The following is a 25,922-nucleotide window of genomic DNA, read 5'->3' as shown; positions in this document are numbered from 1 at the left end:
CGGAAGCGAGCGCGGCGCGGCGTGCGCCGCCATGGCGGGAGTGTGCGTTGATGCGGATCACGATGGCTGTCCCTCCCCCGGGAGCTGGGTGCGAATGTGTGCGATGCCTGCGCGGAATCGGCGCGCGACGCCGTCGCGCCGCGCAGTTCCCCGTCATGGCGCACAGCCTAGGAGCCGGCCGCCGCGCCCGGCAGCTGTACCTTCGGACAATGCCGCCCGCGCCGCCGCATTGCCGACACTGCGCGCAGCCGGGCCCGCCGCCCGCGCCGCAATGAGGGGAATCCGAACCGATGGCGTTTTTGATCGTGCTGGCCGCGCTGTGCTTCCTGATGTACGTCGCCTATCGCGGCCACAGCGTGATCTTGTTCGCGCCGGTGGCGGCGCTGGGCGCGGTCCTGCTGACCGACCCGGCGCTGGTCGCGCCGATGTTCACCGGCCTGTTCATGGACAAGATGGTCGGCTTCCTCAAGCTGTATTTCCCGGTGTTCCTGCTCGGCGCGATCTTCGGCAAGGTGATCGAGACCTCGGGCTTCTCCAAGTCGATCGTCGCCGCGACGATCCGCCTGGTCGGGCGCGAACGCGCGATGCTCGCCATCGTCGCGGTGTGCGCGCTGCTGACCTACGGCGGGGTGTCGCTGTTCGTGGTGGTGTTCGCGGTCTATCCCTTCGCCGCCGAGCTGTTCCGCCAGAGCGACATCCCCAAGCGGCTGATCCCCGGCACCATCGCGCTGGGCGCGTTCACCTTCACCATGGATGCGCTGCCGGGCACCCCGCAGATCCAGAACATCATCCCGACCGCGTTCTTCGGCACCGACACCTGGGCCGCGCCGTGGCTGGGCACGCTCGGCGGGGTGTTCATCCTGATCGTCGGCCTGATCTATCTGAACTGGCGCCGGCGCAGCGCGCTCAAGGCCGGCGAAGGCTACGGCACGCAACTCGTCAACGAGCCGGCGCCGTTCGCCGGCGGCACCCTCGCCCATCCGCTGGTGGCGATCGCGCCGCTGCTGGTCGTCGGCGTCGCCAACAAGCTCTTCAGCGAATGGCTGCCGCGGTTCTACGGCAAGCAACACAGCTTCGTCCCGGCGGTGATCGGCGACGCCGCGCCGGTGGTGCAGGAAGTGTCCAAGGTCGCCGCGATCTGGGCGGTGGAAGGCGCGTTGCTGCTCGGCATCGCCACGGTGCTGGCGTTCGCCTGGAAGCCGGTGACGAAGAGTTTCGCCGAAGGCAGCAAGGCCGCGATCGGCGGCGCGTTGCTGGCGGCGATGAACACCGCCAGCGAGTATGGCTTCGGCGCGGTGATCGCGGCGCTGCCGGGGTTTTTGGTGGTCGCCAACGCGCTCGGCGCGATTCCCAACCCGCTGGTCAACGAGGCGGTCACCGTCACCGCGCTGGCCGGCATCACCGGTTCGGCGTCCGGCGGCATGAGCATCGCCCTGGCGGCGATGTCGGAGACCTTCATCGCCAACGCCCAGGCCGCGAACATTCCGATGGAAGTGCTGCACCGCGTGGCCTCGATGGCCTCCGGCGGCATGGACACCCTGCCGCACAACGGCGCGGTCATCACTTTGCTGGCGGTGACCGGCCTGACCCACCGCCAGGCCTACAAGGACGTATTCGCGATCACCCTGATCAAGACCGCGGCGGTGTTCGTGGTGATCGCGACGTTCTACGCCACCGGGCTGGTCTGAGCGCTCGCGCTGTTGTGGGAGGGGCTTCAGCCCCGATGCTGTTCGTTCCGGTCGCGGCGATCTTGCACAAAAGCATCGGGGCTGAAGCCCCTCCCACACCAGCCGCCCGCAGGCGATGGTTACAACAGTCGCCGCTCCTTAGGTATGCTTCGCCCTCGTTTACCCAACGCAGGCAAGGAGCCCCACGTGACCATCGGCGAATACTCGCAGATCTACCGCGGCAAACGCGTCGTCGAATTCCGCATGGGCGCCACGCCCGCCGGCGGCGACGTGGTCTACCGGCTGACCCAGGACTACGACAGCGAAGAGAGCCAGCGTGCGCTGCTCGACGACTTCCTGTCCAAGGTCGATCCGGCCGAACTGGAAACATTGATCGTCGGCGCCTGGAGCGAGGCCCACGACGAGGGCCCGCAGGGCTACATCGACGCGCTGATCGAATACCGCGCCAAGCTGCCCAAGCTGACCGCGCTGTTCTTCGGCGACATGACCTACGAGGATTGCGAGATCTCGTGGATCACCCAGACCTCCTACAACCCGCTGCTGGCCGCGTTCCCGCAGCTGCAGTCGCTGCGCGTGCGCGGCTCCACCAGCCTGGAACTGCAGGCGTTCTCGCACGACGCGCTGGAAGAGCTGGCGATCGAATGCGGCGGCCTGCCGAGCCAGATCGTCGACGCCGTCGCCGGCTCGACCCTGCCCGCGCTCAAGCACCTGGAGCTGTGGCTCGGCAGCGACAACTACGGTTTCGACGGCGGCCTGGCCCCGTACCAGAACCTGCTCGCCAAGATCGGTCCCGAGCGCCTGCGCTACCTGGGCCTGCGCGATTCGGAAATCAGCGACGAAGTGGCCGTGTGGCTGGCGCAGCAACCGTGGCTGGGCTCGCTGCAGACCCTGGACCTGTCGCTGGGCACCATCGGCGACGTCGGCGCGCAGGCGCTGGCGGAAAGCCCGAACCTCGGCGCGCTGGAGCGCATCGACCTGAGCCACCACTACATCTCCGAAGAGTGGCAGGCCAAGCTGCGCGCGCTGCCGTGCCAGGTGGTGCTCGACGATCCCGAGGAAGAGGACGACGGCGACCGCTACGTGGCGGTGTCCGAGTAAGCAGCCCATGGCGCCCCCCGGCTGGCTGCTGATCGGTCCGCGCGACAGCCGCCGGCTGCGCGGGCTGCAGCAGGCCCTGCGCGAACGCGGCTTGGCCGCGGCCGAGGAACTGCATTACGAGGACTTGCTCGACGGCGGGCTCGGCGACGGGCTCGACGGCGGCGCGCTCGCCACGCCGCAGCGCGCGGCCGAGCGCATCGCCGCGCGGCCGGGCGCGCTGGTCAAGATCGAATCGCCGGGCGAAGCCCCGGCCCTGCACGCGGCCCTGATCGAGCGCGGCTGGCGCGCGCTCGGCGCGTCCGGCGCGCCGCCGCGACCGCTCCAGCACGGCGAACTGGCGTACCAGCACTATTGGTACGCGGGGTTTCGCGAGTTGCTCGACGCCCTGCCCGCGCGCGCCGGTTACCTGAATCCGCCCGACGACATCGCCGGCATGAGCGACAAGCTCGCCTGCCAGCTGCGCCTGCGCGCGCAGGGCATCGCGATCCCGCCGCTGCTCGGCGAACTGCACGGCTACGAACACCTGCGCGCGCTGCTGCGCGAGCACGGCGCCGGCCAGGTGTTCGTCAAGGCCCGCTACGGTTCGTCCGGCGCCGGCGTGCTGGCCTATCGCGCCGACCGCAGCGGGCGCGAAGCGGCCTACGGCTCGGCCGAACTGGTCGAAGACGGCGGCGTCGCGCGCGTGTTCAACTCGCTGCGGCCGCGCCGCTACGACGACGGCGCGCAGATCGCGCGCTTGGTCGACGCGATCGCCGCGCAAGGCGCTTACGTCGAGCGCTGGATTCCCAAGCCGCGCGCGCCCGACGGCGAAGGCGGCCACTACGACATCCGCGCGGTCGCCCTGGACGGATTCCTGCGCCACCGCGTCGCCCGCGTCGGCCGCGGCCCGCTAACCAACCTGCACCTGGGCAACCGCCGCGGCGCGCTGGCGCAGTGGCTCGACGATTCGGCCATGCACGCGCTGGAAATCGCCACCCAGCAGGCGGCGATGGCGTTCCCGCGCAGCCGCATGATCGGCTTCGACCTGATCCTGCGCGACGGCCGCAGCTGGGTGCTGGAAGCCAACGCCTTCGGCGACCTGCTGCTCGACCTGCCGTGGCGGGGCCTGAGCACCTACCAGGACCAGGCGCTGCTGCGTCCGGTGCCGGCACCGAACGCGCCGCAGGCGCCGCACGCGCCGGAGCCGGCGCATGCCTGAGTCCGCCGCCCGCTACGACAACCCCGACATGCGCGCCGTGGTCGGCCGGCGCGACCTGTTGCTGGTCACCCTCGACACCCTGCGTTTCGACGCCGCGCAGGAATGCTTCGCGCGCGGCGAACTGCCGGTGCTGGCGCGATGCCTGCACGCGCACGGCTGGGAACGCCGGCACACGCCCGGCAGCTTCACCTACGCCGCGCACGCCGCGTTCTTCGCCGGCTTCCTGCCGACCCCGGCGCGACCGGGACCGCATCCGCGCCTGTTCGCGCTGGACTTCGAAGGCAGCGAGACCACCGCCGCCGGCACCCACGTGTTCCGCGATCGCGCCGACATCGTTTCGGGCCTGCGCGACGCCGGCTATCGCACGATCTGCATCGGCGGCGTCGGCTTCTTCAACAAACGCAATCCGCTCGGCTCGCAGTTTCCCGGCCTGTTCGACGAAAGCCACTGGCATCCGGGCCTGGGCGTGACCGCGCCGGATTCGACCGAACGCCAGGTCGCGCTGGCCTGCGAACGCCTGGGCAGCGAAGAACTGCGCGACCGGCGCTGCTTCGTCTTCGTCAACGTCTCCGCGCTGCACCAGCCCAACCGCCACTACCTGCCCGGCGCGGACGCCGACGGCTACGCCAGCCATCGCGCCGCGCTGCGCTACGTCGACGCCGCGCTGGCGCCGCTGCTGGACGCGCTGCGCGCGCGCGGCGGCGCCTTCGCCATCGTCTGCTCCGACCACGGCACCGCCTACGGCGAGGACGGCTTCCATGGCCACCGCCTCGCCCACGACACGGTGATGACCGTGCCCTACGCGCACTTCTTCCTCGATCCATGAACGCCGTCGCCCATACCATCGCCGCCCCGAGCCTGGCCGAGTTGCTGCGCCTGCCGCCGTACCAGGCCTATTCGTATTCCTATCCGCACAAGACCGCCTACCGCCCGCTGCAGCCGCCGCGCGGCCTGCGCGAGCTGTGGGCCGGCGAACCGCGCGATTCGCTGTTCCTGTACCTGCACGTGCCGTTCTGCAGCTACCGCTGCGGCTTCTGCAACCTGTTCGCGCTGGCGCGGCCGGAGCCGGCCAAGGTCGAGCGCTATCTCGACCAGATGGAGCGCCAGCTGCGCGCCACCTGCGAGGCGTTGGACGAACACCGCTTCGTCCGCTTCGCGATCGGCGGCGGCACCCCGAGCTATCTCGACGCGGCGCAGTTGCGGCGGCTGTTCGACATGGTCGAACGCCACGCCGCTATCGACCTGCATGCGATCCCGGCCGGGATCGAGGTCTCGCCGGAAACCGTCGACGAGGAAAAGATGCGGCTGTGCCGCGAGCGCGGCATCGACCGGGTCAGCATGGGCATCCAGAGCTTCAGCGAGGCCGAGGTGCGCGCGCTGGTGCGGCCGCAGCAGCGCGCGGTGGTCGAACAGGCCATCGCCGCGATCCGCGCCGCCGGCGTGCCTACGCTGAACCTCGACCTGATCTATGGCATCGCCGGGCAGACCGTCGCCAGCTTCCTGGCGTCGATCGACAGCGCGCTCGAACACCGCCCGGAAGAGCTCTACCTGTATCCGCTGTACGTGCGCCCGCTGACCGGGCTGGGCCGGATCGAAGCCAAGGCCGAGGCGAAGTTCGAAGCCAAGGCCGGCGCGCGCCTGCCGCTGCAGGCCGAGCCGATGGACGAGCGCCTGGCCCTGTACCAGGCCGGCCGCGACCGCCTGCTCGCCGCCGGCTACCAGCAGGTGTCGATGCGCATGTTCCGCGCGCCGCACGCGCCCGACGTCGCCGCGCCGGTGTACTGCTGCCAGAGCGACGGCATGGTCGGCATCGGCTGCGGCGCGCGCTCGTATACCTCGACCCTGCACTACTCCAGCGAGTATGGGGTCGCCCGGCGCAGCGTCGCCGAGATCCTCGACCACTACCTGGAACGCGACGCGACCTCCTTCGCCGCCGCCGACTACGGCATCGCCCTGGGCGAGGAAGAACGCCGGCGCCGGCACGCGATCCAGTCGCTGCTGATCCGCCCCGGCCTCGACCGCGCCGACTACCGCCGCCGCTTCGGCGCCGACTGCCTGGATCACCTGCCGCAGCTGCGCGAACTGTTCGCACACGCGCTGGCGGTCGAAAACGGCGAATGGATCGAACTGACCGACGCCGGCCTCGCCCGCGCCGACACCATCGGCCCGTGGCTGGCCTCGGCGGCCATGGTCGAACGCATGCGCGACTACCGCCTGGGCTGAGCCATGCACCTGTCCGTGCTCTATCGCGGCCGCCTGAGCAGTTGCAACTACGACTGCGGCTACTGCCCGTTCGCCAAGACCTACGACAGCCGCGAGGCGCTGCGCCGCGACGCCGCCGACCTCGCCCGCTTCGTCGACTGGGCCGGGGCGCAGCGCATGCAGTTGTCGGTGCTGTTCACGCCCTGGGGCGAAGGCCTGGTCCGCCGCCACTACCGCCAGGCCCTGGTCGCGCTGAGCCGGATGGCGCACGTGCGCCGCGCCGCGATCCAGACCAACCTCTGCGTCGGCCTGCGCTGGCTCGACGACGCCGACCTCGCCAGGCTCGCGTTGTGGTGCACCTACCACCCGAGCCAGGTGACCCGCGCCGCGTTCCTGGCCCGCTGCCGCGAACTGGACCGGCGCGGCGTGCGCCACAGCGTCGGCATGGTCGGCTTGCTCGAGGACCTCGACGAGATCGAAGCGATGCGGCGCGAACTGCCGGCGACGACGCCGATGTGGGTCAACGCCTTCGACCCGCGCCCGCCGGACTACTACGACGCCGCCCAGATCGCGCGGATCGAAGCCATCGACCCGCACTTCCGCTACAACCTCGCGCCCGCGCCGAGCCTGGGCGCACCGTGCCTGACCGGCGAGAGCGTGGTCTCGGTCGACGGCGACGGCGACGTGCGCCGCTGCCACTTCGTCGACCAGCCGCTGGGCAACCTTTACGACGGCAGCTTCGCCGCCCAACTGCGCCAGCGCGCCTGCCCGAACGCGCGCTGCGACTGCTACATCGGCTACGCCCATCGTCCCGACCTGCCGTTCCAGCGCGATTACGCCGGCGGCGTACTGGAACGCGTGCCCTCGTTCGTCTAGCTGTAGCGACGGCCGTCCTGGCCGCCGCCCCACCCCTCCAGGCCGCCGCATCGAGCGGCCCCGCCCCTCCCTTTCGCAAAGGACCGCCAGCATGCCCACCCCCTCCCTGCGCAACGCGCTTCTCGCCGCCCTGCTGATCCCGGCCGCGCTGGCGCCGGCGTTCGTTCCGGCCCATGCGGCCAAGCCGTCGAAGTCGAAGGCCGCCAAGGCGGCCAAGGCCGCGGCGCCCAAGAACACCCTCAAGCCCGAGCAGGTCGCCGAGCTGTACGCCCGCATCGCGCTGCGCCAGGACGCCGAAGCCGCGACCCAGCTCAACGACTACCTCAAGCCGCTGTTCCCCAATGGCGAGAAGGCGGTCGTCCTGGCCGACCAGGCCGCCATGGACGCGCAGTACGACGGCTTCGCCGACGCCATGCTCGAGGACATGCCCAAGGTCGACAAGAAGAAGGCCAAGCCGGCCGTCGCCGCGGCGATCAAGCGGGTCAACCTGCTCGCGTCCGGCGCCGAATGCCGCGGCGTGTCGAACCGCGAATACGCCAACGAATACGTCAAGAACGGCCGCATCGCCGAGGTCGAGATGCAGTGCACCGTGCCCGTGCTCGGCGCGCGCCTGCAGGAAGTGCTGGCGGGCAAGGGCGCGCCGGCCAAGCTCAAGACCAAGAAGCTGCTCGAAGGCGTCGCCGAGTTCGACCGCGCGCTCGGCCAGGCCGGCAGCCGCACGATCCCGGCCAAGCTGACCCTGTACGCCTCGGCCAAGGGCCAGCCCTGGAACACCGGCGGCGCCGACGACATCGTCGAGACGGTGCACAACGGCATGTACGGCCCGGCCGCCGCCGAGTAAATCCACCGGCGCGACCGCATCGCGATTAGACAAAACCCCCGGCCGAGCCGGGGGTTTTGTCGTGCGATCGCCGCGGGATTCCCGACGCCGCCACCGCGGAAAGCGGCTGCGCCGCGTTCGCGCCGGGCAACCGACGCTCGCCGCCCGGACACCGAAAATTCTCGCGCGCGCAGCGAGCGGCTAGACGCGACCGTCGAGCAACAGATCGGTCAACGCGCGCGCCCAGCCCAGGCGCACCGCAGCGGCCACGGCGACCAGATTGAGCAGCACCGTGCCCCAGAACTTCGCCTGGAACGACGGCTTCACCGTCTTGTGGCGGAACTGCTGCTGCGCGATCAACGCGCCCGGCCAGCCGCCGAGCAGATCCAGCACATGCAAGGTGCTCTCGGGCGTACGCCGCCGGCTCGCGCCCGCCGCATCCTTGTCCAACCAATAGGCGATGTAGGACGCGAAGCTGAAAAAGCCCTGCACCAGAGGCACCGCGGCCGGCACCCAGCCCAGCGCGCCCAGCGCTGCGACCGCCAGCAACGCCGCTACACCCAACGGCCACCGCGGAATCCGCCGCAACGGCGAAGGCCCGGCGGACGGCGACGGATGCCGCTCGATCCGCTGCCCGGCGAAACGCACATCGACCGCATTCGCGCGGCCCTTGGCATCGTTCGCGGCCCGATACGAAATCAGGTCGCCGAGCACCGGCCGGCGCGAACCCGGCTGGAACGCCTTGACGTGCACGAACGCCCGCGCGCCGCCGTCGTGCGCGACCACGAAACCGAAGCCCTTGTCGTCGTTCCATTCGCAGATCCGGCCCGCCAGTCGCATTGCGTCGCTCCCCTGCTATGTGCGTTGAGTTTCGACCGCGGCGAAGCCCGGGCGTCGGGCGATAGCGGAATTCGCCGAGCCCGGCCCGAGCTCCGTCGCGACGCCCAGCGTAAATCAATCCGGCGGCCTCGCAGACAGATTCGCTTGCTCGCTGCGGCAGATGAGCGCTACCCGCCGGACCCGATGCGAATACGAATTCCACAACCGCAAAAACAACCAGGGCCGCCTTTCGGCAGCCCTGGATGTTCAATCGATTTGGCGTCCCCACGGGGATTCGAACCCCGGTCGCTACCGTGAAAGGGTAATGTCCTAGGCCTCTAGACGATGGGGACAAAACTGGTTTGGAGCATTCCGGCGGCTTTTCGAAACCCTTTCACGCGTTCGAAAAGTTGGTGGAGCCAGCCGGGATCGAACCGGCGACCTCCTGCATGCCATGCAGGCGCTCTCCCAGCTGAGCTATGGCCCCACGCGCTGGAAACTCTCTGTGTCGCATCGAAACCCCCAAAACGCAGGGCTTCAATATAAAACCCCCTGGACAGGGGGTTTTGATGTGGCGTCCCCACGGGGATTCGAACCCCGGTCGCTACCGTGAAAGGGTAATGTCCTAGGCCTCTAGACGATGGGGACAAACCTTTGAAACTTATTCCCTTCGAAACCCTTTCACCAGTTCGAAGAGTGGTGGAGCCAGCCGGGATCGAACCGGCGACCTCCTGCATGCCATGCAGGCGCTCTCCCAGCTGAGCTATGGCCCCACGGGCTGGAAAGACGAACATCTTAGCGGGCGTTCAGCGAAGTCGTCAAGCATTCATCGCTGAATTTTTTGCCGCTCCGTCGTGCCCTGCTCCGCGAGGATCGTCCTCGTTCGGATCGGGCGGCGACGGGTCGAGTTCGACGGGGCGCAATCTTGTCATGCCATGCCCGCGTTCGGCTAGATACTCGAGCCACTTTCCGAGAAAAGTATTCATGCGCATGCGGTGGCCGAGCACCTGCGCCGGCGGCGGGTACATGCCGATCGCGTCCTGCCAGCGCCGTCCAACATAGCAGTGGGTGGCCTCGACCTGATGCGCGTCGTGGTACAGCCGCACGTAGGCGGAAGGATCGGGTTCGCCGGTCAGCGGGTCCTGCATGGCGTAGGTCAGGCGCAGCTCGGTGGTGTAGCGATGCTGCTCGAGCACGTCCAGGCGCAGGTCCAGGCCGTCGCCGACCTGCGACAGGTACGTGCCGCGCGCGAGCCCGGCCGGCTCGAACATGCGGGTGAGGCGTTCGTGGTTCTCCGCGTACAGGCCCATCAACCAGCCGAAACGGCTGAGCTTGGGGATGCGCGCGAAACGGGAGGCGGCTTGCGTCATGCACGCGATCCTACACGCTGCGCGACGTTCGCGGCAGGATTGACGGAATGACGAAAAACCCTTAAATTATAGGCTCTTTCGCGATGTCGGCGGGCACGCGCAAAGGCCTCGCGAAACGCCGCAGCCAGCGCGTCGCGCGCCCGCCTCCATTCAGCATCGCCCTCTCCCACCACGCCCCTCCTCCGCCGCGTCATGCCGGTAGCCTCGCTTGCGCGCATCGCGCCGGCCGCGACTGCGCGCGACGCCCGAAAAAAAGCCCGGCGCGTCTGCGCGCGCCGGGCTCTTCCCCGTCTCGGCCGCAAGCGGCCTGAACGATGCGTTCAGAACATCTCGCGGTGGATCCCCAGCGTGGTCATGACCTTGCTGGCGATCTCCTCGATCGAGGTGTGGGTGGTGCTCAGGGTCGGGATGCGCTCGGCGCGGAACATCGACTCGGCCGCGGCCACCTCGGACTTGCAGGTCTCGAACTTGGCGTAGCGCGAGTTCGGCCGGCGCTCCTGGCGGATCTGCTGCAGCCGCACCGGATCGATGGTCAGGCCGAACAGCTTCTGCCGGAACGGCCGCAGCCGCGGCGGCAGGCGGTCGTGCTCGAGGTCTTCCTCGGTCAGCGGGTAGTTGGCCGCGCGCACGCCGTAATGCAGGGCCAGGTACACGCAGGTCGGGGTCTTGCCGGCGCGCGACACCGCCACCAGGATCAGGTCGGCCTCGTTGTAGTCCACGCTCTGCCCGTCGTCGTGGGTCAGGGCGTAGTTCATGGCGTTGATGCGGCGGTGGTAGCTGTCGAAGTCGACGATGCCGTGGGCCTGGTTGATGCGGCGCTGGCGGGTCTCGTGCAGCTCGCGCTCCAGCGGTTCGATGAACGGCGCGAAAACGTCGAGCATCAGCGCCCCGCTCTCGGCCAGGGCCGCGCCGACCTCGCCGTCCATGCAGGAATTGATGACCACCGGGCGCACCCCGTAGGCCACCGCCGCCTCGCGGATCTTGCCGGCGACCTCCTGCGCCCGCTCCACCGTGTCCACGAACGGGATGCGGTCGGTGACGAAGCGGGTCTCGGTGAACTGCGTCAGCAAGCTGTGGCCGATGGTCTCGGCGGTGATGCCGGTGCCGTCGGAAACGTAGAAGACCGGGCGGGTTCCTGCCATCGATAACCTCGTCTAAGAAAACGGTGCCAGTCGGAAAAAGCCCGGGGGCCAGTACAAAAAGCCCGCCGGATCAAGCTTGTATGCCCCGGACGCACGGGCGATCATATCGTCTTGGCCGCGCCTCGATGCGTCCTAGTCCCCCTCGGAGATAGTGTGTCTTGAACGAGAACATCCTCTGGCTGCACGCGCTGCGCCTCCACGACCTGGCCCGCGTCGGCGGCAAGAACTCCTCGCTTGGCGAGATGATCGGCAACCTGGCCAACCTGGGCGTCTCGGTCCCCGGCGGCTACGCCACCACCGCCGAGGCCTTCAAGGCCTTCATCGCCCATAACGACCTGCACCAGCGCATCTACGACCGCCTCGCCACGCTCGACGTGGAAGACGTGCCGGCGCTGACCAAAGCCGGCGGCGAAATCCGCGGCTGGGTCATCGACGCGCCGCTGCAGCCCGACCTGGACCAGGACATCCGCGCCGCCTACCGCAAGCTCTGCGACGAGAATGCCGGCAGCAGCGGCGGCGACGTCGCCGTCGCGGTGCGCTCCTCGGCCACCGCCGAAGACCTGCCCGACGCCTCGTTCGCCGGCCAGCAGGAAACCTTCCTCAACGTGACCGGCGAAGACGACGTCGTGCGCAAGGTCAAGGAAGTCTTCGCCAGCCTCTACAACGACCGCGCCATCGCCTACCGCGTGCACCACGGCTTCAAGCACGAGGACGTGTTCCTGTCCGCCGGCGTGCAGCTGATGGTGCGCTCCGACGTCGGCGCGTCCGGCGTGCTGTTCACCCTGGACACCGAATCCGGCTTCCGCGACGTGGTGTTCATCACCTCCAGCTACGGCCTCGGCGAAATGGTCGTGCAGGGCGCGGTCAACCCCGACGAGTTCTACGTCTACAAGCCCACGCTCAGCCAGGGCAAGCCGGCGATCCTGCGCCGCAGCGTCGGCGCCAAGCAGCTGCGCATGGTCTATTCGGACCAGCCCGGCGAGCGCGTGCGCACCGAGGACACGCCGGCCGAGCTGCGCAGCAAGTTCTCGATCACCGACGAGGACGTGCACGAGCTCGCCAAGCAGGCGCTGGTGATCGAAAAGCACTACGGCCGGCCGATGGACGTGGAATGGGCGAAGGACGGCGTCAGCGGCAAGCTGTTCATCGTCCAGGCGCGCCCGGAAACGGTGAAGTCGCGGGCCAAGGCCACCCAGATCGAGCGCTACCAGCTCGGCCAGCGCGGCGCCGTGATCGCCGAGGGCCGCGCCATCGGCCAGAAGATCGGCAGCGGCGTGGCGCGCGTGGTGCGCAGCCTCGACGACATGGCGCGGGTGCAGCCCGGCGACGTGCTGGTGGCCGACATGACCGATCCCGACTGGGAGCCGGTGATGAAGCGCGCCGCGGCGATCGTGACCAACCGCGGCGGCCGCACCTGCCACGCGGCGATCATCGCGCGCGAACTCGGCGTGCCGGCGGTCGTCGGCACCGGCAACGGGCTCGACACGATCAAGGAAGGCGAGACCGTCACCATCAGCTGCGCCGAAGGCGACACCGGCTACATCTACGACGGCGCCCTGCCGTTCGAACGCCACGTCGCCGACCTCGACAAGATGCCGCCGGCGCCGCTCAAGGTGATGATGAACGTCGCCAACCCCGAGCGCGCGTTCGACTTCGCCATGCTGCCCAACGCCGGCGTCGGCCTGGCGCGGCTGGAGATGATCATCGCCAGCCACATCGGCATCCATCCCAAGGCGCTGCTGGAATACGCGCAGCAGGATGCGGCGACCAAGAAGAAGATCGACGAGAAGATCGCCGGCTACGGCGACGACCCGGTGCAGTTCTACGTCGACCGCCTGGCCGAAGGCATCGCCACCATCACCGCCTCGTTCGCGCCGAACCCGGTGATCGTGCGCCTGTCGGACTTCAAGTCCAACGAATACGCCAACCTGATCGGCGGCTCGCGCTACGAGCCGCACGAAGAGAACCCGATGATCGGCTTCCGCGGCGCCAGCCGCTACGTCGACCCGTCCTTCACCGATGCTTTCGCTTTGGAGTGCCAGGCTGTACTCAAGGTGCGCGAGCAGATGGGCCTGACCAATTGCTGGGTCATGATCCCGTTCGTGCGCACGCTCGATGAGGGTCGCCGCGTGGTCGAGGTGCTGGAGAAGAACGGGCTCAAGCAGGGCGAGAACGGTCTCAAGATCATCATGATGTGCGAGGTGCCGTCGAACGCGCTGCTCGCCGACGAGTTCCTGGAGATCTTCGACGGCTTCTCGATCGGCTCCAACGACCTGACCCAGCTCAGCCTCGGCCTCGATCGCGACTCGGCCATCGTCGCCCAGCTGTTCGACGAACGCGATCCGGCGGTCAAGAAGCTGCTGGCGATGGCGATCTCGGCCGCGCGCGCCAAGGGCAAATACGTCGGCATCTGCGGCCAGGGCCCGAGCGATCATCCGGATCTGGCCGAGTGGCTGATGCAGCAGGGCATCGAGTCGGTGTCGCTGAATCCCGACACCGTCGTCGACACCTGGCTGCGCCTGGCCAAGGCCAAGGGCCAGGGCTGAGTTCCGGCATGGCGAAAAGCGACGCCGTCGTGGCGACCACCGCCCAGACCGTCCAGGCGGCGCCCGCGAAAGCGGCCGCCGCCAAGGCTCAGGCCGCCGATCCCGTCATCGGGCTCGGCGCCGGTTTCGACTTCGACAAGCTGATGGGCTGGGCCCAGACCCAGGGCCTGAAGCTGCTGGCCGCGCTGGCGATCCTGCTGATCGGGCTGTGGATCGCCAAGCGGCTGTCGCGGGCGCTGGAGCGGGTCATGACCCGCGCCAACATGGAAGTCACCCTGCGCGGCTTCCTGCGCAACATCGCCTATGCGGTGATGGTGGTGGTGGTCGCGGTGGCCGCGCTGCAGGCGCTCGGCGTGCCGACGACCTCGGTGCTGGCGGTGCTCGGTGCCGCCGGCTTGGCGATCGGCCTGGCGCTGAAGGATTCGCTGTCCAACATCGCCTCTGGCGTCATGCTGATCGTGCTGCGGCCGTTCCGCGCCGGCGACTACGTGCAGGCCGCCGGCGTCGAGGGCACGGTCGAGCAGATCCGGGTGTTCCAGACCCGCCTGCGCACCATCGACAACCGGGTGATCGTGCTGCCCAACAGCCTGATTACCACCGCGGTCATCGTCAACTTCACCGCCAACCCCAAGCGCCGCATCGACCTCACCGTCGGCGTGGGCTACGACGACGATCTGAAAGTCGCCAAGGACACCCTGCTGGCGCTGGCCAGTGCCCACCCGAAGGTGCTCAAGGACCCGGCGCCGGAAGTGCTGGTGACCGCGCTCGCCGAGAGCAGCGTCAACCTGGAGCTGCGCGCCTGGGCCAAGACCGGCGATCTGGTCCACACCAAGAGCGACCTGGTCGAGGCCATCCGCAACGATCTGATCGGCAAGGGCCTCAACATCCCGTATCCGCAGCGCGATCTGCACGTGTACCACCACGATGCGGACGGGCGGCCGATCGGCGAGGTGTTGACCAAGGCGGTGGCGGACGACGGCGACGTTGCGGCGGCCGGCGTAAAGCCCAAGATTTGAGCTGTTCACGGGGAGGGGCGCAAGCCCTCCCCCTTCGCCGCGCCAGTGGGTTTCTCCCTGTAGGAGCTGCGCAAGCTGCGACTGCGCAAATGGAACTTCGGCGAAACCTGGATCGCGCCTTCAGCCGCGTCGTGTCGGCTTCATGCCGGCGCCGGTTCGCGAAGTTGGCGGTCGCAGCTCGCCCAGCTCCTATAGTCGCTGCGTTGCGGCCTCGCGCGAGACCGCAAGAAAGGCTCAGCCCGCGAGCCCGCCCAGCTTGCCCATGAACCCGCGGTAATGCCGCAGCTCGGCGATCGAGTCGTGCACGTCGCTCAGCGCGGTGTGCTTGCTGTCCTTGTGCATCCCCGCGAGCACCTCCGGCGCCCAGCGCCGCGCCAGTTCCTTGACCGTGCTGACGTCGAGGTTCCGGTAATGGAAGTACTTCTCCAGCTTCGGCATGCAGCGGTGCAGGAAGCGGCGGTCCTGGCAGATCGAGTTGCCGCAGATCGGCGAAGTGTTCGGCGCGACCCAGTCGGCGAGAAACGCCAGGGTCCGGCGCTCGGCCTCTTCCATCGTCACGCCCTGCTCCAGCACGCGCTGCCACAAGCCGGACTTGCCGTGCTGGTTGCGGTTCCACTCGTCCATCGCCTCCAGCCGCTGCAACGGATGGGCGATGGCCAGTTCCGGGCCTTCGGCGAGCACGCTGAGCTGGGCGTCGGTGACGACGGTGGCGATCTCCAGGATCGAGTCGCGGTCGGTGTCCAGCCCGGTCATTTCCAGGTCGATCCATATCAACCGGTGTTCGTGTCCGTGCTCGTGTCCGGGGTGTCCGCTCATGGCTCGCCGTAGGGTTGCAGGTCGCGGCATGATAGCCCACCCGCCCCGATGGCCGCGCCGCGATGACCGCCAACGCTCCCGACGTCCACTACGCGATCCTGACCGCGATGCTGGCGCCCGCGTTCTTCCTGACCGCGACCGCCTCGTTGCTGCTGTCGGCCAACAACCGCCTGGCCCGGGTCATCGACCGCGCCCGGGTCCTGCTCAAGGAACTGGCCGAGACCGAGGACGCCGAAGAGCGCGAGCTGATCGAACGCCACATCCTGCGCCAGAAGAAGCGCAGCCGGATCATCCTGCGCGGCAGCCAGTTGCTCTACACCGCGATCAGCTTCTTCGTCGGCACCAGCCTGACCGTGGCCGGCGACGCAGTGCTCGGCTATCGCCTGGGCCTGGTGCCGACCGTGCTGGCCGCGTTCGGGGTGCTGTCGATGTTCGCCGCCAGCCTGCTGCTGGCGCGCGAATCCTCGCTGGCGGTGGAGGCGGTCAACGAGGAGATGGACCACGGCCACGCCAGCGCGGTCAAGCGCTGGGCCAAGGCGCGCGGCTGAGCGGGCGGCGGCCTCGAAGCCGCGCCGTAGCGGCGTCGCCCTGCGGGAGTGCCTTCAGGCCCGACGCTTTTCGGTCCGCCGCCACGCACCGACGGCGCGAACCGGCCGAACAGCGTCGGGGCTGAAGCCCCTCCCACAACAGCTCCCCGCGCTTGCGGCATCATGGGATCCCACGCACGCGCCTCCGCACGCCGCCATGCCCGACCCGCTGCAACTGAGTTCGCACTACGCCGTGGTCTCGGCGATGATCACGCCGGCCTTCTTCCTGACCGCCACCGCTTCGCTGCTGGTGTCGTCGAACAACCGCCTGGCGCGCGTGGTCGACCGCATGCGCCAGCAACTGGCGACGCTGGAAGACACCGTCGACGAGCACGCGCGGCAGTACCTGGAAGCGCGCATCATCCTGCACCGCCGGCGCGTGCGCCTGATCCTGACCTGCCTGCAACTGCTGTACGGCGCGATGACCGCCTTCGTCGGCACCAGCCTGGCCATCGGCATCGACCAGTTCGCCGACTACCGCCTGCGCGGCGTGCCGACCGGGCTGGCGATGTGCGGCGTGCTGCTGGTGCTGGCCGCCTGCATCAACATGGGCCGCGAAGCGCGCATGAGCGTGAGCATGCTCGACGCCGAAGTGAAGCGCGAGTTCGACCGCGACCACGGCCGCAGGAAACGCGGCTGACCCTACCCCTGCGCGCGGCGGGTTTCGCGGAGAATCGGCACTGCGTCACAAAGCCCGATCGCGCGCCGGCCTTCGCGGCCAACGCAGGCATGCGCAAGCGTCATGCGCGCACGCGCAAAGTCCGGGCCCGCATCGCCACATCGCCGGTGCATCGACGCAGCGCGCGATTCGCGCGCAGCGAGCGCGGGCCGAGCGGCGCACTTTTTCTGTCGCGCCAGCCTCTCGCTTTTTGCACACGCCTCGCCGATGCGGACGCAAGCGTATACGCGATACGGCACTGCCGGCGGCCATGCCGCGGGCCGCGCTGCGTGTCGGCCAGCACATGCCGCATAAGCGCTCCGCACAGTTCGCAAGGTTCGCCGGCGTCCGTCCGGCGACGGCAAATTCTTCTGCGACTGGCCGCACGATCCACGATCGCCCGCTATCGATATGCTGCGCCCGCCACCGACCTATAGCTTGTAGTCGAGCGTGGCAAACCGACCTCCACGCTTGACGCACATAGCGCACCAGATCCACAAGAACGACTCGCACGCCACACCGCCAGTACGCCGGCCGCATTCGCAGACGGGTAAGCCGCGCCCGCTGCGCAAGCCACGAACGCGTTGTGCAACAAAAAACGATGCCGCTATCTTCTGGCCGTCGTTCGGCCGCCGATACGCGCATCGGGCAAGGAGCGCCCCGCCGCATCGCCCGCGCAATCGCGCGGCTGCGGTCCGAACCGCATTTCATCAACGCGCTCCAGGGGAATGATCCGATGTTTCTTCACTCGTTGCGGGTGCGCCTGCTGCTGCCCGTGCTGGCGCTGGTGCTGGTCGCCGTGCTCGCCTTGACCGTGGTGCTCGCCATCGCCCAGGCGCGCCACGTGCGCGCCGACGCCGCCCAATCCATCGAACGCCGCACGCTGGCGCTGCAGAGCCTGTTCGGCGTCACCCGTTCGATCATGCTCGACCGCACCCACGACGCCATGCGCCTGCTGCGCAGCGAAGGCCGCAAGCTCGGCGCCGCCAGCCTGGGCGGACGCGTCACCGTCGGCGGCCGCGCCAGCAACGACCTGGTGCTCGGCGGCGTCTCGCAGGCCAACAACTTCGCCTTGGTCGACAGCGTCACCGCCATCGCCCAGGGCACCGCGACCTTGTTCGCGCGCGACGGCGAGGACTTCGTGCGCGTCGCCACCAACGTGCGCAAGGACGACGGCAGCCGCGCCATCGGCACCCAGCTCGATCCGCTCGGCCAGGTGATCCCGCACATGCGCAAGGGCGAGAACTTCTACGGCGTGGTCGACATCCTCGGCACGCCCTACGTCACCGGCTACGAGCCGATCTTCGCCGACAGCGACGCCCGCCGCGCGATCGGCGTGTGGTACGTGGGCTACAAGACCGACCTGCAGGCGCTGTCGGAAGTCGTCGACGCCAGCCAGGTGCTGGACTCGGGCTTCATCGCCGTGTTCGACAGCAAGGACAAGCTGCGCTTCCACTCCAAGACCGGCGCGACCGTCGATCCGGCGCAGATCGCGCGCATCGCCCAGGAAACGCCGGAAGGCTGGGTGGTCAGCCGCGAGGAAGTGCCGAACTGGGGCTTCACCCTGGTCTCGGCCTATCCCAAGAGCGACGTCGACAAGGCGATCGTGCGCCAGTCGTTGTGGATCGGCGGCATCGGCCTGCTGGTGTGCGCGCTGATCCTGGGCCTGCAGTGGGGCCTGATCTGGAGCCGCGTGCTCAAGCCGATCCAGCACCTGACCACGGTCGCCGAGGAACTGAGCGTCGGCAAGTGGGGCCACACCATCGAGGAGACCGAACTCAAGGACGAGATCGGCAAGCTCGCCCGCGCCATCTCGCGCCTGTCCTACAGCGTGCGCGTGGCGATGGAGCGGCTGGCCAAGCTCTCGCGCTGATCCGCATCGTCCCGACCCCGACAGCGCCCCAGGGAGCGTCGCATGAGCAATGAGTTCCGACCGCTGGTGCAGGTGCTGCGCGAGCTCAAGATGCTGGCGCAGAAGCGCTCCTCCGGCTTCGCCTACATCGTCACCGAGGACAACCACTCCTGCATCGTGCGCCTGCACCAGGGCCAGGTGCAGGAGGTGGTGTACCGGATGCTGCGCAACGAAGAAGCGGTGCAGCGTTTGTCGATGGTGTCGGCGGCCAAGGTCCGCTTCGAGAGCAGCGGCATCGCCGCGTTGCCGCCCGGGCGCGCGCCGCTGAGCGAAGGCTCGGTGGAATGGCTGCTGGGCGGGTTCGAGCACGACCTCGGCGGCCAGCAGTATCAGTACTCGCCGGCGGCGACGCCGGCACCGCTGCCGGGCGCGCCGGCCTCTCCCGCCGCGCCAGCGGCGCCCGCGGCGGCGGCGGTCAATCCGCGCGCGCGCCAGGCGCTCGAGCAGGTCGCGCTGAACTACCTGGGGCCGATCGCCGGGATGCTGTGCCAGGAAGCGCTCGACGCCGCCGGCGGCGATCCGCACAAGGCCATTACGCAACTGGCCGGGCAGTTGTATTCGCAGCAGGAGGCGCAGCGTTTCAGCGAGGAGGCGCGCGCGGCGCTCGCGGCGTTGCGCTGAGGGGCGAAGGGGCGCGGGTCAGGCGTGGGTTTCGTCGTGGTCGGGGTGTCGCGGTCGCGACTTGCGTCGCTCCTACAGCGGTGGACGTTGTCGCGGCCTCGCCCTGTAGGAGCGACGCAAGTCGCGACCGCGCAGCCCGCCGATCGCCGCGAACCTGAAACCCCGCCCCGCTACACCGCCTTGCCGCGCTTGCGCCGGAAGTACGCGCTCAAGCGCGCCCCGGCCTCGTCGCCGAGCACCCCGCCGAGCACCGCCACGCGATGGTTGTGGCGCGGATCGGCCAGCAGGTCGAACACGCTGCCGGCCGCGCCGGTCTTGGGATCGAACGCGCCGAACACCACCCGCGCCACGCGCGCGTGCACCATCGCCATCGCGCACATCGCGCACGGCTCCAGGGTCACGTACAAGGTCGCGCCGACCAGGCGGTGGTTGCCGATGCGCTGGCCGCCGTCGCGCATGGCCACGATCTCGGCGTGCGCGGACGGGTCGTGCAGGCCGATGTTGCGGTTCCAGCCTTCGCCGAGCAGTTCGCCGGCTTCCGACACCAGCACCGCGCCGACCGGGATCTCGTCGTACTCGCGCTCGGCACGCTCGGCCAGATCCAGCGCCCGGCGCATCCAGTAACGGTCGATCTCGGCCTGTTGCTCGCTCACGCTGTTTCTCGCTCCGGCGCCGCCGCGGCGCGGCGCCCGGGCGCGATTATGGTGCAGCCGCGCCGCGTGCGCATCCGCTGCGTCCGCAGTCTCGGATGCGCACCGCCGCGAGCGCAGCGCGCCCGCGGCGGTGCGCGCGATCAGGCCGCGCCGCGCAGGTAGTCCATCTTGCCCAGCGGCACGCCGAGGTGGCGCAGGATGCCGTAGGCGGTGGTGAGGTGGAAATAGAAGTTCGGCAGGACGAAACCGCGGATGTAGTCGCGGGCGACGAAGCGCAGTTCGCGGCCGCCGGGACGGATCACGATCTCGCGCTCTTCCTGGCCGTCCATGCTCTGCGGGGTCACCGTGCGCAGGAATTCCTGGGTCTTGGCGATGCGCTCGCGCAGCTCGTCCAGGGTGGTCTCGGTGTCGGCAAAGCTCGGCGGCGCGATGCCGGCCAGGCGCGCGGCACCGAACTTGGCCGCGTCGCTGGCCGACTGGACCTGGCCGACCAGGGTGTACATGTCCGGCGCCAGCCGCCCGGCCAGCAATCGCTCGGGGTCCTGGCCCTGGGCGCGGGCATGGGCGATGCCCTGGTCGAGCAGATGCGAAAGCACGTCGAGGCCGCGCTGGAACGCGGGCACGCTGATGTCGTAGAGCGAAAGGCTCATGGGGGTTTCCTGGGTGGCGTGGCAGGGAAACGAAGCGGGCAACGCCCGCCGTATGGGCGGGCCGGCCGAGTCTGAGCGCTTGCCCGGCGGGGGTCAACGAATTTAATATCGATCGCTATGAAATTCGGCGTTGCACATCCGGAACCCTCCGGCGGCACGGGCCTGCCCGCAGCCGCGCCCGAGCCGGCGCTCGGCGAGAACGCCGAAGCCGCCACCGACGCCGCCGCGGCGAAACCGCGCCGCCCACGCGGCCGCCCGCGCGGCTTCGACCGCGATCAAGCCCTGGAAACCGCGATGCGGATGTTCTGGCAGCGCGGCTTCGAAGCCACCTCGATGAGCGAGCTGACCGCCGCCATCGGCGTCGCCGCGCCGAGCCTCTATGCCGCCTTCGGCAGCAAGGAAGACCTGTTCCGCGCCGCGCTGCAACGCTATCTGGAGCAGTTCCGGCGCGGACACGGCAGCGTGCTGGCGACGCCCGGGCTGGCGGCGCGCGAAGCCTTCGCGCGCCTGTTCGACGCGCTCGCCGAGGGGTTCGCCGCCTGCCCGACCCGCTCGGGCTGCATGCTGGTCGCCGCCGAGACCGGCGGCCTCGGCGACGCTACCCAACTGCGCGAAGAACTCGGCGCGCACCGCGCCAGCGTCGAGGCCGGTTTCCGCGCGCGCATCGGGCGCGGCCAGCGCGAAGGCGATGTGCCCGCCGGTGCCGACGCGGCCGCGTTGGCCAAGTTCCTGTCGACGGTGGTGCAAGGCCTGTCGATCCAGGCCCGCGACGGCGCCGACGCGGCGCAGCTGCGCGAGGTGCTGCGCACCGCCCTGCGCGCCTGGCCCTCGGCGTAGATCGCGTCTGCGGGCCGCGTTTAGGGTTGCAGGTAGGGCTGCTGCGCGAACCCGGCGAAGCCGCGGCGCGGCGCCGGACGCGAAATCGACGCCACCGGCAGCCGGAGCGCGGCGCAGTGCGCGCGCGCCGGCGCCGACACCGTGCGCGGCGGCGGCGCCGCCACGGCGGCGGGCGGTTCGTGCCGGGCGGCGGCGATCGACAGCAGATGCGGCAGAGCCAGCAATGCGGCGGCCACGGGCAGATATCGCTCCATGCGTTTCTCCTGATCGGACTCGGATCGCCGGCTGCGGGGGATGTTTGGGCCGGCTTCGATACGACGACGAACCGCGCAGCGCTGAATCGACACCGCCGCCGCAGCGGGCGCGCGGCGCGCCGCCGCCGTCCGTGTGCCCATAGGCTACGGACCATTGCGGCCTGGAATTGTCCTAATTACGGCAATTGGCGCCGCGATCGAACCGGCACGGACGTCGCCGCGACCGCGCGGGCGCGGGCAGGCGTCGAAGGCGCCCCGCGCGGACGCCCCGCAAGGAGCCGGCCGCAGACCGGAGCACAGGCCCGGCCTCGCCGAAGGGGGCCGGCACGCCGCCGCGCCCCGAGGGCAAGGGAGCGGATCGCCGCTCCCTTGCCGCCACGAACCGACTCAGCAGCCGTCCGAGCAGATGATCCAGCACCGCGAATCGGGCTGGTTCGGATCGCAACTGCTGCAGCACGGCCGCGCGAACGCGGACAGACTGACGGTCAAGCCGAACGCGAACGCGCAGCAGGTCAGGAACAGCTTGGCGCGGGACATCGTCTTCATGACGCACTCCTGTCTTCGGTGGCGAAGGCCGCGCGCGCGCATCCGGCGGCGCCCGGCGCGAAAGCCGGCGGCGCGGGCCGTCCGGCGGTACCGCCGCGGCTCCGTCCGCGGCGCTGCATCGCCGCCGCGAGGGCATGCGATGCGGATCGGGGATCTCGCGCGCGCCCTCGATGCGTGCGCGGCGATGCAGCGGTGCCGGCGGCCCTACCCGCGCAGCGACTAGCGGGCGGGCGACGCCGCGAACTGGAGCATCGATCTGGCGCGTCAGCAGACATGCCGGCCTCCAACGCCACGGCGCAAGCGGTTGCGCACAGGCGAAGGCGCACCGTAACCGCGGCGCCGATGCGGTAACGCGTTGCAGATCACACTAAGCGATGCGAATTCCGACGAACCCGGACCCGCAAAGCGGCCGCAGGTAGCGGCGGTCACACATCGGCCGCCGCGTGCACAGTTTGCGCGCCCCGCGGTGCAATCGCTACGAGCCGAGCGCCGGGCTCGCCCAACGGGCGACAAAGGCGGCGATTCTCTCTTCGATGCCGCTCTCGACCGTGCGCAGGCGCAGGATCTCGATACCGCTTTTCGCCAGGATGCCGTTCTTCAGCGCATCGCGCGCAGCCTGATCGGGATGGTCGTGGGAGCCGCCGTCGACTTCGACGACGCCCAACGGAGTCTTGCCGACCTTGAAATAGATCGCGAAATCGCAACTCGCGCGCGCCATGAAAGCGCGTTCGCGCTGCGTCAGCGCCGGATTGCCCGACGATGCGAGCTGATCCAGCTTGACCTGGTGGTGACACATCAGCGTCCGGCACGAAGCAGCGGACAAGGCCTCGCGCAACAACTGCGCGATGATCTGCTCGGACTTGTAGCGAGAATCCGCGGGGCGCAAACGCGCGTTCAAGCGCGCCAAAGACTGATCGTATTCGCGATACAGCAGATCGAAAGCCGACACCACCGGCGCGCGCACGATCTGTTCGTCGCGCGCGTAGTACGCGACGTAGCGCATCAAGGCCGCGATGTGGCCGTTATTGCCGGCGAACACCTCGTCGCCCGTGACCAGGGTGAAACGGTGCTTGGCTCGCGACACCGCCACGTTGATCATGCGCGGGTCGTCGACGAAATCCAGGCGCTGGCGCGCTTGATTGCGGCGTTTCTTGTCGAGCACGGTGGAGAACACGATCTCATCGCACTCGCGGCCCTGGAACTTGTGCACGGTGTCCTTGACGAAATCGGCCGGCAGGTTCTTGCCGGCGAGAACGACTTGCGCCCGGAACGGCGCGATGAAACCGCGGCCATCGCCGTCCAGCCCGACCGGGTCGCCCTCGCCTTCCAGCAACACCTTGAGCAGGGAGTCCAGCTCCCGCCGGTTGGTGTTGTCGCGCGCGTGGTTGCCCTTGGCGGTCACCACCAAGCGCAGCGGTTCCTCGCCCTTGTCCTGGGTCATCGGTACCAGCGCGTTGTCGTAGAACTGCTGGTTGCAGAACTGGATGATCCTGGGGTGGCAGCGATAATGCTCTTTCAGCAGGGTCCTGCGCAGCGACCGCCCGAATACGCCGATGCACGAATCGAGCAGGCTGTAACGCTCGCAATCGTAGGCCTCGGCGGGCGCCGGCAGGCCCAGCATTGCGGGGATATGCGCCAGCTGTCGGTTGTCGCCGACGATCACTACGTTCTTGGCGCAGCCCAGCGCCAGAACGCCCGGGACGATGTCCTGCAACGACGCCTCGTCGACGATCGCGTAATCCAGGAGCGCGCCCTGCGCGATCGAATTGACGATGGAATGCGTGCCGCTTCCGAGAATCGGAAAGCGCCGCAGGAACTCGTCGAAGTGCTGCCTGCGGTAGTTCTGCGCATCGAAATCGGCCGAAACCTGGGGCGCTCCATGCAGGTGGCGCTTCAGATGGCGCATCGACGCCGTCTTCAATCGCTCCAGCGAGGCGGCGAAATCCCCGCGCGCCAGCGAGGCCCGGCATGCCCGCAGCTCCGCTTGCTTGTTCTGCAAAGCCTTGTCGTAGTAATGCATCTGCAAGGCATGAAACACGGACAAGCGCGCTTCCGCCCGATCGAACGGCTTGGCGCGAAAGATCCTGAACCTGAGCAGCAACTCGATGCGATCCATGAGGCGGATGCGCTGCTCGCCCAGATGCGCGAGGTAGGCCATGAGGTCTGCGATCTGTCGCGGCGACAGCCCGTACTTGTCCAGCGAAGCGGCGGCCTGCACTGCATTGTCTGCCTGCCATTGCCGCAGGTAGCCCCGCTCGACGCTCAATTCGTCGATTTCGACCTGCAATTGCGCCGCACGATTGTGATCGCGCAGGTGCTGCTTCAAATCGGCCAGCAGGCCCTGAATCTCGCCCAGCGTCGGCGCGGGCTCGGGCTCGCCCGACGGCCGGGACGGCAGCCCGGCGAAGAAACTGTCTCGGTTTTCGCGGCTGCCGAGCTTGGCGACCAGATGGCCGAGGCCGTTCTTTTCGAGCTTCTCGTAGACGTTCTCGACCGCCGCATTGTTGTTGGACAGCACCGCCACCGTCTGCCCGCGCAGCAGGATATTGGCGATGATGTTGAGGATGGTCTGGGTCTTGCCGGTTCCCGGCGGGCCTTCGATCACGCTGACCTGCGCGGCGAAGGCCTGTTCGACCGCCGCGAGCTGGCTTTCGTTGACGCCGAACGGATAGATCAGACCCTTGCCCGCCGCGCGTTCGGCATTGCTTGCCGTGCAATAGGCATGCAAGGCGGTATCGGCGCTGGGCAGCAGCTTTTCCAGCTGCCGGACCACATTTTCCTTGATGCTGCGGTCGCTGCCCGGCTCCGCCCGATCCTGCCGGGCCGTGGCCACATCGAGCAGATAGCGGAAGACCGGCGACTGCCTCATCCCCGTCGGCGCGGCGATGTCGAAATTGTCCAGTTTATGGACGTAGGGCTGATCGCGGCCCGGATAGAACCCGACGGCGAAGCGCTCTGCGTAGATCGTCGCCTTGGCGATGGATTTGACGACCGCGCTGCCATGCCCGACCAGCAAGGCTTCGTCGAGTTCGCGGACGGGAGCGATGCGGCAATCGCCGAGCGGATGCCGATGCTTCCGCTTTTTCGAGCACTCGTACTCCAGCTGCAGGCCGTCGCTCTGATCGTGCCGGATCGACCAGCTGGCGATCTCCGCGGTCTTGTCCTCGCCGCCGACGTGAATGGAAACCATGCGTCCCCCATTCGTTCGCGAACGGCTCCGAACTCGCGTTCATACCGCGGTCGATGCCGTTACTTCCGATGTAGGAGCCATCTTGCCATCGTTGCGCGCACGGCCGAAAGGCGACCCGGCCGCTCGCTGTCCGCCGCGACTCGGCATTCGCTCGAACAGCGAACCCCGTTGGATTCAGAGCCGAACGAGCGTCACAGCATTTCGCTTGAAACCCGGACGATAGCCGCCCGGTTGAGACCGCGCAGGTTCCGGACAAGCGCGAAACGGACGCGATGCGCCGCCGCCGGCGGGCAGCATTCAGCGGCGCATCCGCTGCGGCAACGCATCCGGCCTGCATTGGATCCGTATCTAATCTGCATCGGACCTGCATCGGCCGTGCAGATACTGCGAGCTACGCTTCCGGCAGATCGGCAAGCGCCAGCG

The 25,922-nt window shown here is 68.9% G+C and carries 22 protein-coding genes, 4 tRNA genes and 2 pseudogenes; 14 read left to right on the top strand and 14 right to left on the bottom strand.

Annotated features, from left to right (window positions below; genetic code table 11):
- Positions 1–31: 31 nt before the first annotated feature.
- A pseudogene (locus tag JHW41_RS11160) lies at positions 32–1,756 on the top strand (hypothetical protein); the annotation flags it as partial.
- Here JHW41_RS11160 and JHW41_RS26865 read toward each other — a convergent pair.
- Positions 1,702–1,860, bottom strand: a pseudogene (locus tag JHW41_RS26865) (DUF6053 domain-containing protein); the annotation flags it as partial. The pseudogenes JHW41_RS11160 and JHW41_RS26865 overlap by 55 nt on opposite strands.
- Positions 1,861–1,874: 14 nt before the next feature.
- On the opposite strand from JHW41_RS26865, the gene JHW41_RS11155 reads away from it, so the two are divergent.
- The 6 genes from JHW41_RS11155 to JHW41_RS11130 all read left to right on the top strand — a co-directional run bounded on the left by JHW41_RS11155 (position 1,875) and on the right by JHW41_RS11130 (position 7,903).
- Positions 1,875–2,786 (top strand): STM4015 family protein, encoded by a 912-nt coding sequence (locus tag JHW41_RS11155; protein ID WP_057947872.1) that lies wholly within the window; start codon positions 1,875–1,877, stop codon positions 2,784–2,786.
- Between the two features lie 28 nt (positions 2,787–2,814).
- Complete coding sequence (locus JHW41_RS11150) at positions 2,815–3,984, top strand: STM4014 family protein (RefSeq protein WP_343226618.1); 1,170 nt, start codon at positions 2,815–2,817, stop codon at positions 3,982–3,984.
- A complete protein-coding gene (locus JHW41_RS11145; RefSeq protein WP_057947873.1) occupies positions 3,977–4,810 on the top strand; it encodes an STM4013/SEN3800 family hydrolase in 834 nt (277 codons plus the stop codon). Before JHW41_RS11150 ends, JHW41_RS11145 begins: the two co-directional genes overlap by 8 nt.
- A 17-nt stretch (positions 4,811–4,827) precedes the next feature.
- The gene (locus JHW41_RS11140; protein WP_250450951.1) at positions 4,828–6,207 is read left to right on the top strand and encodes an STM4012 family radical SAM protein; all 1,380 of its coding nucleotides are present in this window, start codon (positions 4,828–4,830) and stop codon (positions 6,205–6,207) included.
- A gap of 3 nt (positions 6,208–6,210) precedes the next feature.
- Positions 6,211–7,062: an STM4011 family radical SAM protein gene (locus tag JHW41_RS11135; protein ID WP_250449931.1), complete on the top strand. Its 852-nt coding sequence runs from the start codon at positions 6,211–6,213 to the stop codon at positions 7,060–7,062.
- Between the two features lie 91 nt (positions 7,063–7,153).
- A complete protein-coding gene (locus JHW41_RS11130) occupies positions 7,154–7,903 on the top strand; it encodes a hypothetical protein (protein WP_057947876.1) in 750 nt (249 codons plus the stop codon).
- Between the two features lie 180 nt (positions 7,904–8,083).
- Here the strand turns inward: JHW41_RS11130 and JHW41_RS11125 are convergent, their stop codons facing one another.
- The 7 genes from JHW41_RS11125 to ppsR form a co-directional block, all read right to left on the bottom strand.
- Positions 8,084–8,722 (bottom strand): DUF1294 domain-containing protein, encoded by a 639-nt coding sequence (locus tag JHW41_RS11125; RefSeq protein ID WP_250449930.1) that lies wholly within the window; start codon positions 8,720–8,722, stop codon positions 8,084–8,086.
- 256 nt (positions 8,723–8,978) lie between these two features.
- A tRNA-Glu gene (locus tag JHW41_RS11120) sits at positions 8,979–9,054 on the bottom strand.
- A gap of 58 nt (positions 9,055–9,112) precedes the next feature.
- Positions 9,113–9,188: transfer RNA gene (locus JHW41_RS11115), tRNA-Ala, on the bottom strand.
- 85 nt (positions 9,189–9,273) lie between these two features.
- A tRNA-Glu gene (locus tag JHW41_RS11110) sits at positions 9,274–9,349 on the bottom strand.
- Between the two features lie 49 nt (positions 9,350–9,398).
- Positions 9,399–9,474 (bottom strand) — tRNA-Ala (locus JHW41_RS11105).
- Between the two features lie 45 nt (positions 9,475–9,519).
- Positions 9,520–10,071, bottom strand: coding sequence for a DUF1249 domain-containing protein (locus tag JHW41_RS11100; protein WP_250449929.1), 552 nt, complete (start codon positions 10,069–10,071; stop codon positions 9,520–9,522).
- A 320-nt stretch (positions 10,072–10,391) separates the two neighbouring features.
- Entirely contained in the window at positions 10,392–11,213 is an 822-nt protein-coding gene (gene ppsR, locus JHW41_RS11095) for a posphoenolpyruvate synthetase regulatory kinase/phosphorylase PpsR (RefSeq protein WP_057947877.1), read from the bottom strand.
- Between the two features lie 158 nt (positions 11,214–11,371).
- Here ppsR and ppsA point away from each other — a divergent pair, with 158 nt between their 5' ends.
- Positions 11,372–13,759: a phosphoenolpyruvate synthase gene (gene ppsA, locus JHW41_RS11090; RefSeq protein WP_078996350.1), complete on the top strand. Its 2,388-nt coding sequence runs from the start codon at positions 11,372–11,374 to the stop codon at positions 13,757–13,759.
- Between the two features lie 8 nt (positions 13,760–13,767).
- Positions 13,768–14,775: a mechanosensitive ion channel family protein gene (locus JHW41_RS11085; protein WP_250449928.1), complete on the top strand. Its 1,008-nt coding sequence runs from the start codon at positions 13,768–13,770 to the stop codon at positions 14,773–14,775.
- A gap of 234 nt (positions 14,776–15,009) precedes the next feature.
- Here the strand turns inward: JHW41_RS11085 and orn are convergent, their stop codons facing one another.
- Positions 15,010–15,591 (bottom strand): oligoribonuclease, encoded by a 582-nt coding sequence (gene orn / locus JHW41_RS11080; protein ID WP_250449927.1) that lies wholly within the window; start codon positions 15,589–15,591, stop codon positions 15,010–15,012.
- A gap of 62 nt (positions 15,592–15,653) precedes the next feature.
- Here orn and JHW41_RS11075 point away from each other — a divergent pair, with 62 nt between their 5' ends.
- The 4 genes from JHW41_RS11075 to JHW41_RS11060 all read left to right on the top strand — a co-directional run bounded on the left by JHW41_RS11075 (position 15,654) and on the right by JHW41_RS11060 (position 19,369).
- Positions 15,654–16,139, top strand: coding sequence for a DUF2721 domain-containing protein (locus JHW41_RS11075; protein ID WP_057947880.1), 486 nt, complete (start codon positions 15,654–15,656; stop codon positions 16,137–16,139).
- Between the two features lie 196 nt (positions 16,140–16,335).
- A complete protein-coding gene (locus tag JHW41_RS11070; protein ID WP_240635310.1) occupies positions 16,336–16,818 on the top strand; it encodes a DUF2721 domain-containing protein in 483 nt (160 codons plus the stop codon).
- 754 nt (positions 16,819–17,572) lie between these two features.
- Positions 17,573–18,709, top strand: coding sequence for a Cache 3/Cache 2 fusion domain-containing protein (locus JHW41_RS11065; protein ID WP_250449926.1), 1,137 nt, complete (start codon positions 17,573–17,575; stop codon positions 18,707–18,709).
- 42 nt (positions 18,710–18,751) lie between these two features.
- Positions 18,752–19,369: a hypothetical protein gene (locus JHW41_RS11060; protein ID WP_250449925.1), complete on the top strand. Its 618-nt coding sequence runs from the start codon at positions 18,752–18,754 to the stop codon at positions 19,367–19,369.
- Positions 19,370–19,539: 170 nt separating this feature from the next.
- On the opposite strand, the gene tadA is transcribed toward JHW41_RS11060, so the two are convergent.
- Together tadA and JHW41_RS11050 are read right to left on the bottom strand one after the other, a co-directional pair.
- Positions 19,540–20,022, bottom strand: a complete 483-nt coding sequence (tadA, locus tag JHW41_RS11055; protein WP_269432961.1) for a tRNA adenosine(34) deaminase TadA — start codon at positions 20,020–20,022, stop codon at positions 19,540–19,542.
- 140 nt (positions 20,023–20,162) lie between these two features.
- The gene (locus JHW41_RS11050; protein WP_057947883.1) at positions 20,163–20,672 is read right to left on the bottom strand and encodes a DUF1993 domain-containing protein; all 510 of its coding nucleotides are present in this window, start codon (positions 20,670–20,672) and stop codon (positions 20,163–20,165) included.
- A gap of 117 nt (positions 20,673–20,789) precedes the next feature.
- Here JHW41_RS11050 and JHW41_RS11045 point away from each other — a divergent pair, with 117 nt between their 5' ends.
- Positions 20,790–21,509 (top strand): TetR/AcrR family transcriptional regulator, encoded by a 720-nt coding sequence (locus tag JHW41_RS11045; protein WP_250449924.1) that lies wholly within the window; start codon positions 20,790–20,792, stop codon positions 21,507–21,509.
- Between the two features lie 20 nt (positions 21,510–21,529).
- Here the strand turns inward: JHW41_RS11045 and JHW41_RS11040 are convergent, their stop codons facing one another.
- From JHW41_RS11040 to JHW41_RS11030, 3 genes are all read right to left on the bottom strand, one after another.
- The gene (locus tag JHW41_RS11040) at positions 21,530–21,904 is read right to left on the bottom strand and encodes a hypothetical protein (protein ID WP_250449923.1); all 375 of its coding nucleotides are present in this window, start codon (positions 21,902–21,904) and stop codon (positions 21,530–21,532) included.
- A 246-nt stretch (positions 21,905–22,150) separates the two neighbouring features.
- The gene (locus JHW41_RS11035) at positions 22,151–22,309 is read right to left on the bottom strand and encodes a hypothetical protein (RefSeq protein WP_250449922.1); all 159 of its coding nucleotides are present in this window, start codon (positions 22,307–22,309) and stop codon (positions 22,151–22,153) included.
- A 475-nt stretch (positions 22,310–22,784) separates the two neighbouring features.
- Positions 22,785–25,499 carry an AAA domain-containing protein gene (locus JHW41_RS11030; RefSeq protein ID WP_250449921.1) on the bottom strand — a complete coding sequence of 905 codons (2,715 nt, stop codon included), beginning with the start codon at positions 25,497–25,499 and terminating at the stop codon, positions 22,785–22,787.
- Positions 25,500–25,922 lie beyond the last annotated feature (423 nt).

Origin of the sequence: Lysobacter enzymogenes (assembly GCF_023617245.1) — a bacterium.
In the GTDB taxonomy this organism is placed as follows: domain Bacteria; phylum Pseudomonadota; class Gammaproteobacteria; order Xanthomonadales; family Xanthomonadaceae; genus Lysobacter; species Lysobacter yananisis.
Note: the sequence above shows the minus strand (reverse complement) of the source record. Positions and strands in the feature narration are given on the sequence as shown.